Source organism: Pseudomonas putida (assembly GCF_028682175.1).
In the GTDB taxonomy this organism is placed as follows: Bacteria; Pseudomonadota; Gammaproteobacteria; order Pseudomonadales; family Pseudomonadaceae; genus Aquipseudomonas; species Aquipseudomonas putida_AD.
On record NZ_JANHKS010000007.1, the window covers coordinates 17,364 to 31,363 of the forward strand.

The 14,000-nt window shown below is 62.5% G+C and carries 12 protein-coding genes; 6 read left to right on the forward strand and 6 right to left on the reverse strand.

Going from position 1 to position 14,000, the window contains the following annotated elements:
• Position 1: 1 nt before the first annotated feature.
• Together tsaE and NPS29_RS07380 are read right to left on the reverse strand one after the other, a co-directional pair.
• The gene (tsaE, locus tag NPS29_RS07375) at positions 2-472 is read right to left on the reverse strand and encodes a tRNA (adenosine(37)-N6)-threonylcarbamoyltransferase complex ATPase subunit type 1 TsaE (protein WP_274131685.1); all 471 of its coding nucleotides are present in this window, start codon (positions 470-472) and stop codon (positions 2-4) included.
• Positions 460-1,956 carry an NAD(P)H-hydrate dehydratase gene (locus NPS29_RS07380; protein ID WP_274131686.1) on the reverse strand — a complete coding sequence of 499 codons (1,497 nt, stop codon included), beginning with the start codon at positions 1,954-1,956 and terminating at the stop codon, positions 460-462. The genes tsaE and NPS29_RS07380 overlap by 13 nt, the downstream gene beginning before the upstream one ends.
• Before the next feature lie 62 nt (positions 1,957-2,018).
• Here NPS29_RS07380 and queG point away from each other — a divergent pair, with 62 nt between their 5' ends.
• Positions 2,019-3,128, forward strand: coding sequence for a tRNA epoxyqueuosine(34) reductase QueG (gene queG / locus NPS29_RS07385; protein ID WP_274131687.1), 1,110 nt, complete (start codon positions 2,019-2,021; stop codon positions 3,126-3,128).
• Between the two features lie 117 nt (positions 3,129-3,245).
• On the opposite strand, the gene orn is transcribed toward queG, so the two are convergent.
• On the reverse strand, positions 3,246-3,782 hold the full coding sequence (gene orn / locus NPS29_RS07390; RefSeq protein ID WP_274131688.1) for an oligoribonuclease: 537 nt from the start codon (positions 3,780-3,782) through the stop codon (positions 3,246-3,248).
• Between the two features lie 112 nt (positions 3,783-3,894).
• On the opposite strand from orn, the gene rsgA reads away from it, so the two are divergent.
• Positions 3,895-4,926 (forward strand): small ribosomal subunit biogenesis GTPase RsgA, encoded by a 1,032-nt coding sequence (rsgA, locus tag NPS29_RS07395; protein WP_274131689.1) that lies wholly within the window; start codon positions 3,895-3,897, stop codon positions 4,924-4,926.
• Positions 4,927-5,081: 155 nt separating this feature from the next.
• Here rsgA and motB read toward each other — a convergent pair whose 3' ends face one another.
• Together motB and motA are read right to left on the reverse strand one after the other, a co-directional pair.
• Positions 5,082-6,101 (reverse strand): flagellar motor protein MotB, encoded by a 1,020-nt coding sequence (gene motB, locus NPS29_RS07400; RefSeq protein WP_274131690.1) that lies wholly within the window; start codon positions 6,099-6,101, stop codon positions 5,082-5,084.
• Between the two features lie 3 nt (positions 6,102-6,104).
• Positions 6,105-6,956 carry a flagellar motor stator protein MotA gene (motA, locus tag NPS29_RS07405; protein ID WP_274131691.1) on the reverse strand — a complete coding sequence of 284 codons (852 nt, stop codon included), beginning with the start codon at positions 6,954-6,956 and terminating at the stop codon, positions 6,105-6,107.
• A 211-nt stretch (positions 6,957-7,167) separates the two neighbouring features.
• Between motA and NPS29_RS07410 the strand changes: the two genes are divergently transcribed.
• The 4 genes from NPS29_RS07410 to NPS29_RS07425 all read left to right on the forward strand — a co-directional run bounded on the left by NPS29_RS07410 (position 7,168) and on the right by NPS29_RS07425 (position 12,553).
• Positions 7,168-8,703 (forward strand): HDOD domain-containing protein, encoded by a 1,536-nt coding sequence (locus tag NPS29_RS07410; protein ID WP_274131692.1) that lies wholly within the window; start codon positions 7,168-7,170, stop codon positions 8,701-8,703.
• 46 nt (positions 8,704-8,749) lie between these two features.
• A complete protein-coding gene (rhdA, locus tag NPS29_RS07415; protein ID WP_274131693.1) occupies positions 8,750-9,565 on the forward strand; it encodes a thiosulfate sulfurtransferase in 816 nt (271 codons plus the stop codon).
• 50 nt (positions 9,566-9,615) lie between these two features.
• Positions 9,616-10,479 carry an archaetidylserine decarboxylase gene (asd, locus tag NPS29_RS07420; RefSeq protein ID WP_274131694.1) on the forward strand — a complete coding sequence of 288 codons (864 nt, stop codon included), beginning with the start codon at positions 9,616-9,618 and terminating at the stop codon, positions 10,477-10,479.
• Between the two features lie 283 nt (positions 10,480-10,762).
• Positions 10,763-12,553, forward strand: a complete 1,791-nt coding sequence (locus tag NPS29_RS07425) for a molecular chaperone (RefSeq protein ID WP_274131695.1) — start codon at positions 10,763-10,765, stop codon at positions 12,551-12,553.
• Between the two features lie 125 nt (positions 12,554-12,678).
• On the opposite strand, the gene serB is transcribed toward NPS29_RS07425, so the two are convergent.
• On the reverse strand, positions 12,679-13,890 hold the full coding sequence (gene serB, locus NPS29_RS07430; protein WP_274131696.1) for a phosphoserine phosphatase SerB: 1,212 nt from the start codon (positions 13,888-13,890) through the stop codon (positions 12,679-12,681).
• Positions 13,891-14,000 lie beyond the last annotated feature (110 nt).

Consider the following 14,000-nt stretch of genomic DNA (forward strand, 5'->3'; position numbering starts at 1 on the left):
TCTATTTGAATTCCAAAGCCAAAGCGGCACACCACGCTTGCCCACGCGAGCTTTCCGGGCTCAGTGTCAGCGCTCGACCATCAGCGTGCGGCCTAATGGTAATGATCAGGTCAGGCTTTGGCAAAAAGCCTGTACCCAGATTCGGCCACTCGATCAGGCACAGCGCTTCTCCTTCGAAGTAATCGCGTATGCCGAGGAATTCTAGCTCTTCTGGATCAACAAGTCGGTAAAGATCAAAGTGATACGCGCGATTTCTCCCAATATCGTAAGGTTCCACGAGGGTGAAAGTCGGGCTTTTGACCGCGCCGGTGTGCCCCAGGCCCCGGATGATGCCCCGTGACAGGGTCGTCTTGCCCGCCCCCAGATCCCCTTCGAGAAAAATAATCCCACTGCTTTCAGTCACTTGGGCAATCCGTGCACCAAAGTTCGTCATCGCCTCTTCACCCACCAGGTGCAGGGTTAACTCAGACACGGTTGTTGCTCCTCCAGAAGCTTGCGAATCACAGGAATCAGATCAGCGGCAGCCAGACCGCGTCCGTCAGAACCACATTTCTCGCCCGCCAGCGCGTGCAGCCACACGGCCAGGCAGGCAGCCTCGAATGCCGGCATGCCTTGCGCCATCAGGGCGCCGATGACTCCGGCCAGCACGTCCCCCAGCCCACCCGTGGCCATCGCCGGGTGTCCGTGGTCGGCCAACGCCAGCTCGCCGCTCGGGCTTGAAATCAAACTGCCACTACCTTTCAAGACGCATACGGCATCAAATTTTTTAGCCAGGGCTTTCGCCGCCGCCGGGCGATCAGCCTGAATTTCTCGGGTGCTGACGCCCAGCAGCCGCGCCGCCTCGCCCGGGTGCGGTGTAATCACGCAACCTTCGGGCAGGCTGACCGACCCCGCCGCTAGTTGATTCAGCGCATCGGCGTCCCACACCTGCGGGCGCTCGGCGTTCGCTGCCGCAGACAGCAGGCTGCGCCCCCAGGCCGCCTGGCCCAGTCCAGGGCCGACCACCAGCACCGTTGCAGGCTCGATCAGCCCCATCAACTGGTTGGCCGAACTGATGCCTGCACTCATGACTTCCGGAAACCGCGCCAGCGCCGCCGAAACGTGCTCGGGCCGGGTCGCCAGCGTCACCATGCCCGCGCCGCAGCGCAACGCGCTTTCGGTGGACAGCAGCGCCGCACCGCCGAAGCCCAAATCGCCACCGATCACCAGCGCGCGCCCGAACATGCCCTTGTGCGAGGTACGCGAGCGAGGCGCAAGGCGCGGCAGATTGAATGTATCCAGCCGTTTCACGACGACCGGGACCTGCGCGACGATGGCCGGATCGGCCTGCAGATCGTCGAACACAAGCTCGCCCACCAGGTCCGGCGCATCGCCGGTGAACAGGCCAATCTTGAGCCCGATAAATGTCACGGTGAGGTCAGCGCGCACCGCTTTACCCAGCATATGACCTGTGTCGGCGCACAGCCCCGAGGGGACATCCACCGCCAGCACCGGCAGCCCGCTGGCGTTGATCGCCTCGATGGCGTCAGCGTAAGGAGCGCGAACGTCGCCCTTGAGTCCGGTGCCCAGCAACGCATCCACAAGCACACCACTCAGGGCCTGTTGCTGCCAGGGCCGGACATCGACGCCTTCGGCCAGCGCCTCTTTATAAGCAGACTCGGCGTCGCCGGTCAGGGCCGCGGTATTGCCCACGGCCAGTACCCGCACCTGCCAACCCGCCCGCTTGGCCAGCGCGGCGATCAGGTAGCCATCGCCAGCGTTATTGCCGTGCCCTGCCAGCACCGTCACGTCACCGACATCAGGCCAGCGACGACGCAGCGCGCGCCATGCCGCATGGGCTGCGCGCTGCATCAATTCGAAGCCGGGCGTACCTGCTGCGATCAGGCGCGCGTCGAGGTCGCGCACCTGGACTGCGCCATACAGCGCGTCGGGTAATGGAGGTTTACTGTGCAACATGCGTCTTCGGGCTCCGATGTCTGGCAGAATTATACCCACCTGTGCCCCGGTGTCCTCCTTGCATGTCCGCGATTACTGTAGATCCATCCACAAACGCTGTGCCTTTGAATGCTGCCCAGTTGGACGAGCTTGCCCAATCGGTCAAGGATTGGGGGCGCGAGCTGGGTTTCCAGCAGGTCGGCATCTCGGGGCTGGATCTGGCGGAACATGAGCAGCATCTGGAGCGCTGGCTCGAAGCCGGGTATCACGGCGAGATGGACTATATGGCAGCCCATGGCAGCAAACGTTCGCATCCCGACGAATTGGTGCCGGGAACGTTGCGAGTTGTTTCCCTGCGCATGGACTACCTGCCCGGCGACACGCAGATGGCGCAATTGCTGAATCAGCCCGAGAAAGCCTACGTGTCGCGCTACGCCTTGGGCCGCGACTACCACAAGCTGATCCGCAAACGCGTGCAGCAACTGGCCGAGCGCATTCAGCAGGCCATCGGCCCGTTCGGTTTTCGCGCATTCGTCGACAGCGCCCCGGTGCTGGAAAAAGCCATCGCCGAACAGGCGGGGCTGGGCTGGATCGGCAAGAACACCTTGGTGCTCAATCGCAAGGCCGGCAGTTATTTCTTCCTCAGCGAGTTGTTTGTCGACCTGGCCCTGCCGGTCGATGCCCCCCACGCTACCGAACACTGCGGCCGGTGCAGCGCGTGCCTCGACATCTGCCCGACCAATGCTTTCGTCGGCCCCTACGTGCTGGACGCCCGGCGTTGTATTTCCTACCTGACCATCGAGCTGAAAACGGCGATTCCGGAAGATTTGCGGCCGTTGATCGGCAACCGGGTGTTCGGCTGCGATGACTGCCAGATCGTCTGTCCGTGGAACCGCTTCGCCCGGCCAACCGATCAGAACGACTTCAAGCCGCGTCACGGTCTGGACAATGCGGAGCTGACCACGCTGTTCTTGTGGGATGAATCGACTTTTCTCAGCAACACCGAAGGCTCGCCCTTGCGGCGGGCGGGTTATGAGCGGTGGTTGAGGAATCTGGCGGTGGGGCTGGGGAATGCGCCGTCGAGTATCCCGGTGATCGAGGCGTTGAAGGCACGGCTGGATTACCCGTCGGAGATGGTGCGCGAGCATGTGGAATGGGCGTTGCGCCAGCACAACCTCCGCAATCCCTTGTAGGAGTGAGCTTGCTCGCGATGACGGTGTGTCAGCCCCTGATCCTTTTGCTGACGAAACGTTATCGCGAGCAAGCTCACTCCTACAGGACCGTGGTGTAAGCAGCAATTATGGTGCAGCTCAAACCTTGATGAAATGCTCGCGATAGAAACGCAGCTCGGCGATGGATTCGCGGATGTCGTCCAGCGCCAGGTGGGTGCTGCCCTTCTTGAACTTCAGCTCAGGCGACCAGCGGGCGGCCAGTTCCTTGAGGGTCGAGACGTCCAGGTTGCGGTAGTGGAAGTAGTTTTCCAGGGTCGGCATGCGTTTATAAAGGAAGCGGCGATCCTGGCAGATGCTGTTGCCGCAGATCGGCGAGCTGCGCTCCGGGACCCACTGCTTGATGAACTCCAGGGTCATGGCTTCCGCCTCGGCGGTGGAGATCTTGCTCTCGCGCACGCGCTGGGTCAGGCCCGAGCCGCCATGCTGGCGGGTGTTCCACTCGTCCATGCCGTTGAGCAGTTCATCGCTCTGGTGCACGGCAATCACCGGGCCTTCGGCCAGCGTGTTCAGCTCGCTGTCGGTGATGATGGTTGCCATTTCGATGATGACGTCGTTATCAGGGTCCAGACCTGTCATTTCCAGGTCGATCCAGATCAGGTTCTGCTTGTTCTGCATATGTCGGCTCCTACGCTTAGGCGCGCAGTTTAGCTCAGGCGGGCGTGCTAGACTCCCGGCGTTTTCATCATTCATCAGCTTTACGCGTCATAAAATGGATCACTGAGCACCCATGGCCAAACGCCAACTCAATCGCCGCCAGAACTGGCGCATCGAAAAGATTCAGGGCGAACGCGCAGCCCGCGCCGCCAAACGTGAATCGCAAGCCTTGGAAACGCTGGAAGGCGGCGATCTGGGACCCGAACAAACGGGCCTGGTGATCGCGCACTTCGGCGTGCAGGTGGAAGTCGAGGCGCAGGACGGCGAGCTGAGCGGGCAGGTGTTCCGTTGCCACCTGCGCGCCAACCTGCCAGCGCTGGTCACCGGCGACAAGGTCGTGTGGCGTGCGGGCAACCAGGGCATTGGCGTGATCGTCGCGCAACTGCCGCGCAGCACCGAACTGTGCCGCCCGGATTCCCGCGGCCAGCTGAAACCCGTGGCGGCGAACGTCGATTTGATCGTGATTGTGTTCGCCCCGGCCCCCGAGCCCCACGCCAACCTGATCGACCGCTATCTGGTGGCCGCCGAGCACGCCGGGATTCGCCCGCTGCTGTTGCTCAACAAGTACGACCTCATCAACGAGCAGAACGCCCCGGCGCTCAATGCGTTGCTGGCGGTCTACCGCACCTTGGGCTACCCGGTGCTGGAAGTCTCGGCGCACCACGGCAACGGCATGCAGCAACTGCAGGACCAACTGGACAGCCACATCAGCGTGTTCGTCGGCCAGTCCGGCGTGGGCAAGTCCTCGCTGGTCAACAGCCTGCTGCCGGAAGTAGGAACTCGGGTCGGGCCGCTGTCGGAATATTCCGGCCAGGGCACCCACACCACCACCACCGCGCGGCTGTTCCACTTCCCCCGCGGCGGCGATCTGATCGACTCCCCCGGCATCCGGGAATTCGGCCTGGGCCATGTGAGCCGCGCCGATGTCGAGGCGGGCTTCATCGAATTCAACGACCTGCTCGGCCGCTGCCGCTTCCGCGACTGCAAGCACGACCGCGAACCGGGCTGCGCGCTGCTCAAGGCCCTGGAAGACGGCCGCGTGCAGCAGCAGCGGATGAACAGCTATCGCTCGATCATCGCCAGCCTTCCTGAAGACAGCTACTAACCCGTAGCAGCACGGCTTGCCGGCGGGGGCGGCGTGTCAGGCGACACAACTGTGACTGACCCACCGCTCCCGCTGGCAAGCCATGCTGCTACGGACCGCGGTACCGCAGAAACAAAAACGCCGCGATCATCGCGGCGTTTTTGTCAGAACCTGTTTCAGTTCTTGGTTTCGTCGATCTTCAACTGCCCCTGATCGAAGATATTCAGCTTCTGCCGGATCTCGTGGGGCTGGGCGTAAGCCTGCGGATCCACGGGGGCCGGGCTGTTCGACGCGCCTGGCTGGGCAGCCGGAGCAGGTGCCGGGCCGGTCTTCGGCGCTTCCCCTGCGTTCTGGTCGCCTTCGATACGCGCCTGGGCCTTTTTGGTCAGCACGGTGATGTCGATGCGGCGGTTGATCGGGTTGTTCGGGTTGTCCTTGTCATACAGCGAAGACGAGGCAAAGCCGACCACGCGAGCCACCTGCCCGTCCGGATAGCCACCTGCCGTCAATGCACGGCGCGCTGCGTTGGCGCGGTTGGCCGACAGCTCCCAGTTGCCGAATCCGTTGTTGCCCACGTAAGGCGTGGCATCGGTATGGCCGCTGACGCTCACCTTGTTCGGCACCGTCTTGATGGTGTCGGCCATGGCCAGCAGGATGTCTTCGAAATACGGCTTCAGGCGTGCACTGCCGATGTCGAACATCGGGCGGTTCTCCGCGTCCATGATCTGGATGCGCAGGCCGTCCTGGGTGATCTCGAACAGGATCTGGTCCTTGAACTTCGCCAGTTGCGGGTTCTCGTTGACCTTGGTCTGCAGCTCTTGCAGCAGCATCTCCAGACGCTCTTGCTCGACCTGTTCGGCCGCCGCCTCTTCCTTGTCGGCATCCACGGGCACCTTGTCCGGCGCAGGAGTGGATTTGACTTCAGGGTTGAGGGTCTGGTCCGGCGACATTTCGGGCGAACCGCCCAGGTCGATGACGTAGGGCGAGCCGCTGTCGGAGAAACCGACCGGGTCCTTGAAGTAACCGGCGATGGCGATCAACTGCTCAGGCGTTGCCGAGGACATCAGCCACAGCACCAGGAAGAACGCCATCATTGCCGTCGCGAAGTCGGCAAAGGCGATTTTCCAGGCACCACCGTGGTGCCCTCCGCCAAAGCGCTTGACGCGCTTTACGATAATCGGCTGATTATTTTCCATGGATCAACGACCGCGAACAGCTTGTTCCAGCTCGCTGAAGCTGGGGCGATGCGCTGGATACAGGACCTTGCGGCCGAATTCGACGGCCAGTGAAGGCGGAACGCCCGAGGCCGAAGCCACCAGGGAGGCCTTGATCGACTCGAACACGTTCATCTCTTCCTTGGCATCGTGGGCCAGGCACTGAGCCAGCGGGCCGAAGAAGCCGTAGGCCGCGAGGATACCGAAGAAGGTACCGACCAGTGCCGCACCTACGTGCATACCGATCGCGGCCTTGTCACCGGAACCCAGGGACGCCATGGTCACCACGATACCCAGTACCGCCGCGACGATACCGAAACCGGGCATGCCGTCGGCCACGCCGGTCACGGCATGGGAGGGGTGTTCCAGCTCTTCCTTCATGCTCAGCAGTTCCATGTCGAACAGGCCTTCGAGCTCGTGGGGAGCCATGTTGCCGGACGACATGATGCGCAGGTAATCGCAGATGAAGGCGATCATGCGGGTGTCTTTGAGCACGCTTGGGTATTTGGCGAAGATCGGGCTGTTTTCCGGTTCTTCGATGTCACCCTCGATGGCCATCATGCCTTCACGACGGCTCTTGTTGAGGATCTCGTAGATCAGGCCCAGCACTTCCAGATAGAAAGCATGGGTAAACCGCGAGCCGAACATCTTCACGGATTTCTTGATCACGTGCATGGTCATGTAGCCCGGGTTCGCCTGCAAGAATGCGCCGAACGCCGCACCGCCGATGATCAGCACCTCGAAAGGCTGGATCAACGCAGCGATTTGACCATGGGAGAGTACGTAGCCGCCGAGGACGCTCGCGAAAACGACGATGATGCCGATAATTTTTGCCATAGGTAGAAAATACTTACTGAGTCGGGTTCATGGTCATTGTGCGAGAAGCGCTCAAAACTCTTGTTCTCCTTATCGGCACGAGTGCGCGAGACTATAGTCAAATCAGGCGAAAATCCTGTCTGGCGTCTGGCTCGGGCACAGCAGCGCGAAGGCCAGCATGATGCCAGCATTCGACGCCGATCAAAACCTCCCAGCCGTATGGGTCTTGTGAATGCAATCAGAAAAAGCTTCGACGCTCCCCGTTCCGCAAACGGTCGATACCTGGCTCACTCAACTCGATAGCATTGCCCTGCCCGTCCCGGCGGTGGCATACGCCAAGGTCCAGGCCGCGCTGAACGACAGCCGCAAGTCCCTGCGTGACATTGCCGACCTGATGCAGGACAGCCCCGCCCTGGTGCTCAGCGTCCTGCGCGAAGCCAACCTGCACAGCAGCGGCCTGGCCGAGCCTGCGGAAAGCCTGGAAGTGGCGCTGAACCGGCTGGGCCTGGCGCGCACCGGCACTCTGCTTGCGCGCCTGCCGAGCGTGGAGCTGCAACGCATCCCGGTGGCATTGCGTCAGTTGCAATTGATCAGCCAGCACGCCACCCAGCAGGCTTACGGCTTGTTCGCCAATCAACTGGCGCGGCTGTGGCAGGACATCCACCTGGGCAGCCTGCTGTTCCTGGCGCCGCTGTGGCCCATGGCGCTGGCGCATCCCAAGCTGCTGGAAGAGTGGGAGCTGCGGGTTATCCACAAGGGCGAATGCGCCAAACGCGTCGAAAAGGCCTTGTTTGGCGTACGCTTGCTGGACGTCTGCCAGGCGCTGGCCGAGCGCTGGCGGCTGCCGGTCTGGGTCACTCAGGGTTACAACCTGCTGATGAACGAGCAGCGCAACCTGGTCAAGGTGTTGCGCATCGCCCATGAGAACGCCGAACCCCTCAAACAGCAGCAGGCGCTGGACGCCGACCTGCTGCTGCGCCGCTGGCTCAACCAGCCGGCCAACACCATTCTGCTGGCCAACGGGCTGGCGCTGTCCGCGCAACAGGCCTGGGACACGCCGCACAATTTGCGCTGGCAATTGCTCACCAGCCTGTACCTGCAACAGCCATTGATGGAATTGCAGCAGCAAGTGCACCAGAACGCCGCCGCCAGCGCCCGCCAGCACGCAGCGCCGGGGGTGTGGCATCCGGCCGAAGCCTTGCTCTGGCCGTGGGACACGCGCCGGGTGCACAAGGGCCCGCTGCCCGCCCCGCCGCCATCGGCCGAAGCGTTGCAGGTGTGGCGCAAGCATTGCGGCGACCTGCTCAAGGAACCGAGCGCCTTCGCCAACGCCATGCACCTGACCCTCTGCGCCCGTGACGCACTGGTGGCTTCAGGCATGCAGCGCGTGTTGCTGCTGATGCTCGATCGCAAGAGTGACAGCCTGCGGGTGCACCAGATTGCGGGTGTGGATAAATCCGCCGCAGCGCTGCTGATTCCCTACAAGGAAAGCACCGTGCTGCAACGGCTTCTGGCCCAGGCCACCCAACTGCGCCTGACGCCGGGCAACAACGCGCAGTTCTCGGCCCTGCTGCCCGCGCAACTGCGAAACCTGTTCAGCGGCGAAAACCTGCTGATCCGCTCACTGGCCAGCAATGGCCGGGTGCTGATGCTGGTCGCGGCGGATCAGGGCGGCGGGCCGTTCTCTGAAGTCACGGTTCAGGCCTTTGGTAAAACGGGGCAATGTATCGAGAAGGCGCTGAGCACCTTTAGCCAACGCAATGGCTGACAGCTGAGCTACAATTCGCCTCTTTTTCGCGATCTGGAGACCTCACATGTCTGCCTTCTCAAGCTTGCCACTGGTGATCGAGCCCGCCGATCTGCAGGCACGCCTTGGTGCTTCAGAGCTGATCCTGGTCGACCTGACCAGCGCGGCCCGCTACGACGCCGGCCACATTCCCGGCGCGCGCTTCGTCGATCCCAAGCGCACGCAACTGGGCCAGCCGCCTGCTCCGGGCCTGTTACCAACCCAGGCGCAGCTTGAAGCGCTGTTCGGCGAACTGGGCCACGACCCTGACGCGGTCTACGTGGCGTACGACGACGAAGGCGGCGGCTGGGCCGGGCGTTTCATCTGGCTGCTGGATGTCATCGGGCATTCGAAGTACCACTACCTGGATGGCGGGCTGCTGGCCTGGCAGGCAGAGAACTTGCCGCTTTCCACCGAAGTACCGGCATCTGCCGGCGGCCCGGTGGCGCTGACCCTGCACGATGAGCCCACCGCCACCCGCGAATACCTGCAAAGCCGCCTGGGCGCCGCCGACCTCGCGATCTGGGACGCCCGCGGCCCGCTGGAATATTCCGGCGAGAAGATGGTGGCAGCCCGGGGCGGCCACATCCCCGGCGCCGTGAACTTCGAGTGGACCGCCGGCATGGACAAGGCGCGCAGCCTGCGCATCCGCACCGATATGCCGCAAATTCTCGAAGAACTGGGCATCACCCCGGACAAGGAAGTGATCACCCATTGCCAGACACACCATCGCTCGGGTTTCACCTACCTGGTGGCCAAGGCGTTGGGCTACCCACGCATCAAGGGCTACGCCGGCTCGTGGGGCGAGTGGGGCAACCACCCGGACACGCCGATCGAGAAGTGACACCTGCACATCGGCCTTCAACCCTTTTTTGAAACACTTTAGGATCCTTGATGAAACAGCGTCTGTTTATTCTTTTCCAATACCTGCTGCCCCATCATCTGCTCTCGCGCCTGGCCGGCTGCGTCGCCGAATGCCGCGTGCGCTGGTTCAAGAATGCGTTCACCCAGTGGTTCGTGCGCCGCTATCAGGTCGACATGTCCCAGGCACTGGTTGAAGACGTCACCGCGTATCCGCACTTCAACGATTTCTTCACCCGCGCCCTGAAACCGGGCGCGCGCCCGCTGGACGAAACCCCCGGGGCGATCCTCTGCCCTGCCGACGGCGCGGTGAGCCAGTTGGGCCCGATCGAACATGGCCGCATCTTCCAGGCCAAGGGCCACAGCTTCAGCGCCCTGGAACTGCTGGGTGGTGATGCACGCCTGTCCGCGCCGTTCATGGGCGGCGAGTTCGCGACCATTTATCTGTCGCCGAAAGACTACCACCGCGTGCACATGCCGCTGGCTGGCACCCTGCGCGAGATGGTCTACGTGCCGGGCCGCCTGTTCTCGGTCAACCAGACCACCGCTGAAAACGTCCCTGAACTGTTCGCCCGCAACGAACGCGTCGTTTGCCTGTTCGATACCGAGCGTGGCCCGATGGCCGTGGTGCTGGTGGGTGCGATGATCGTCGCTTCCATCGAAACCGTGTGGGCGGGCCTGGTCACGCCACCCAAGCGTGAACTCAAGACTTTCCGCTACGACGAAGCCGCGCGCGCCCCGATTCATCTGGAGAAAGGCGCCGAGCTTGGCCGCTTCAAACTGGGTTCGACTGCCATCGTGCTGTTCGGCCCTGATCAGGTGAAATGGGCGCAGACCCTGGCGGCAGGATCGCCAACGCAAATGGGCCAGTTGCTGGCCGTCCCCGCTCAGGCCTGATTATTGCCTGACAAATCCTGACACGCTTTTGTTGACGGTCCCGTATCCCCGGATACGGTCCGCCATGGGCGGTCATGAAGCCGAAGTATCACGGACGATACAATGTCATTTTGATATTAGGACTGTTCTGAAATACCGATGATGGTAAAGTCACTTATCGGTGTTGTAGGAAATTTCGCTTCCAATTGACGTAAACTTGCTCGTTTCGCTCGGCCTGCGCACCTTTATCCACGCAGTTTCCTGCAGCCTTTCGAGCCAGTAGCTTTTGGAGTTTGTTTGTCACATGAGTAATTTGAGCCTCCCACTGTTGTTGCGCGCACCTGTGCCGACGCAGTCGAGCCTGTCGTTCTGTGACGCGACGCCCAAAGACCTGAAACGCTGGATCGCCACGCTTCCCAAAGCCAACCTCGGCGAAATGGCCCGCCAGCTCTACCAGGGCCTGGGCGAGCTGAACCAGTTGCTCACCCCCAGCGACAACCGCCTGCAGTTGCTCGAATTGCTGCGCCCGGAAGTTTTTTTCGTGTGCAAGCACCTTGAGCGGCACTTTCTGAACCAGTCGGTGGTGCTCGAAGAGCGCCCGCGCAAGGTCGCGAACCTGTGTCAGGCCCTGCAAAACCATCTGGCCATCGGCTACAAACAGATCATCGCCAAGGTGGCACCCAGGCTCACCCGGGATCGCATCACCCTGCTGACAACCGCGCTGCAACGGGCAATGCATTGCCTCAACGGCCCGCTGATCCGCGCCAACCAGCTGTATTGCCCGGTGCAGGACGGCCTGTGGCTGGAGCTGCACCTGATCTACCAGATCGCCCGGCAGCATCAACTGCATAATATCCCCGTTGCTGACAGCCAGGCACACCACACTCGCACGCTGACGGTGGAACAGACCTACACCGTGGCGCTGTTGATGGGCTGCTCACGTTGCAACCAGATGCGCCAGCACAACATCGGCAAGCTGGCCGATGCGCTGGACGCCTGGAGTTCCATGGTCACCCTCCAGCAGCCGGTGGACGACACCAGCCTCTATGCAGTGGCCCACGGCACCGACACTGCGCCGCGCTACACCTCGCTGTACACCGAGGATCAGCGCGCCAGCCTGCTGGGCATCAACCCCCGCGCCCTGTCCGCCGCCTTGCAGCGCTACATCGACACGCCCATCGAGCAGCGTTCGCAGTCTTATCTGCACGTGCCCCCGGGCCTGTCGATCGATGTTTTGCAGCATCTTGCGGCCGCATGGGGCGATGTGTCCGAGCGCGCCTTCCAGCGCATGCCGGGCCAGGGCACCCTGACCGTCTGCGTCGGCATGAGCGCCCTGCACTATTTCGTTGGCGGGCAGCAGAGCTTCAGCGACCTGCTGCTGGTGCCGGCCGTGACCGTCAGCAAGGTCGCCGAATACACCCTCGAACCGCTCGTACCGGAAAAGCATGACCCTTGGGCGCAGTCGATCGAGGTGCAGCGCAAGGGCACATCGACCACCATGCTGCCGTTCGAAGAAATCGAATACCAGCGTGACGAAGCCGACGGCGGCGCCCCCGCTTCCGACGCCCAGAAAGGCTTTCCCAGCTACAGCCTGAACATCGTCAATCACAGCCCCGGCGGTTACTGTCTGGCGTGGCCCAAGGACGTGCCTGACCAGTTGCAGGCCGGGGAGGTGATCGGAATTCAGGACCACGGCCATGGCTGGAGCATCGCGGTCGTGCGCTGGGTGCGCCAGGTGCGCAGCGGTGGCACGCAGATGGGAGTCGAGCTGATTGCGCCCTTTGCCCAGGCCTGTGGCATGCAATTGCTGCGTGGCGAACAGAGCAGCCAGTACCTGCGAGCGCTGCTGTTGCCCGAGGTACGGGCCATCGACGTGCCAGCGACCGTGGTCGCCCCGCGCCTGCCCTTCGAGGACGGCAGCAAGGTGATGATCAACACCACCGGCGACGAGCGCCGCGCCACCTTGAGCAATCGTCGGGCGACGACCGGCAGCTACAACCAGTTCGAATATCAGATCCTGGAAGCACCGAAGAAACCCGCCCCGGGCAGCGAAGTGCCAGAGCAGGAATTCGATTCGTTGTGGACGGTGTTGTAAGGCATTCTGATTTCGACCTGTGGGAGCGAGCTTGCTCGCGAAGGGGCCGGTACATCCAACAGATCTTCATCGGATGAGCGTCAGCATTCGCGAGCAAGCTCGCTCCCACAGAAGTTACAACGTCTTTATAGCCCTTCCCGGTCGCGGAAGCCCAGCAGATACAGCACGCCATCCAGGCCCAGGGTCGAGATCGCCTGTTTCGCCGACTGCTTGACCAGCGGCTTGGCGCGGAAGGCCACGCCCAGGCCGGCAATCGCCAGCATCGGCAGGTCGTTCGCGCCATCGCCCACGGCAATGGTCTGCTCCAGGCTCAAACCTTCCTTGCTCGCCAGCTCACGCAGCAGATCGGCCTTGCGCTGGGCGTCGACAATCGGCTCCACGGCAACGCCGGTGCACTTGCCATCAACCACTTCCAGCTCGTTGGCGAAGATGTAGTCGATGCCCAGTTTGGCCTGCAATTGACGGGCGAAATAGGTGAAGCCGCCTGACAGAATCGCAGTCTTGTAGCCCAGGCGCTTGAGTTCGGCGAACAGGGTCTCGGCACCTTCGGTCAGGCGCAGCGAAGCACCGATTTCGTCCAGTACCTTGATGTCCAGGCCCTTGAGCAGCGCCAGGCGCTCCTTGAAGCTGGCGCGGAAGTCCAGTTCGCCGCGCATGGCGCGCTCGGTGATTTCCGACACGCGGTCGCCCACGCCGTGGGCCTTGGCCAACTCGTCGATGACTTCGGCTTCGATCAGCGTCGAGTCCATGTCGAACACCGCCAGACGGCGGTTGCGGCGGAACAGCGAATCCTGCTGGAAAGCGATGTCGACGTTAAGCTCCTGCGCCACGTGCAGGAATTCGGCGCGCATCTGCTGGGCATCGGCCGGCTCGCCACGTACGGAAAACTCGATGCAGCCCTTGCCCTTGTCGCTCGGCATGTCCAGTGGCATACGCCCGGACAGACGGTCGATCCGGTCAATGTTCAGGCCGTATTTGGCGGTGATCGAGCTGACGGTCTGCAACTGCTCGGCGGTGACCTTGCGCGTCAGCAGCGTGACGATGTGCCGGTCCTTGCCCTGATCGTCGACCCAATGCTGGTAATCGTCTTCACTGACATGAGTGAACAGCACCTGCTGCCCCAGTTCATCGGCCTTCGACTGGACCTGGTCCAGCACCGCCGCGCCGCTTTCGGTGTCCGGGATCCGGACCAGAATGCCGAACGACAGCGTGTCGTGGATCACGGCCTGACCGATATCCAGGACATCGACGCCGCCCTGGGCCAGGACGCCGGTAAAGGCCGCAGTCAGACCCGGGCGGTCTTCGCCGGTGATGTTAATCAGGACAATTTCGCGCAAGGCGCACCCCCGCTGTGGAAAAAAACCGCATTCTACGCACTTTCAGTGACCGCCGGGCACAGCGAGCGCTTTGCCCCGTCTGGGTCGCTCGCTATACTGCGCCCCAACTT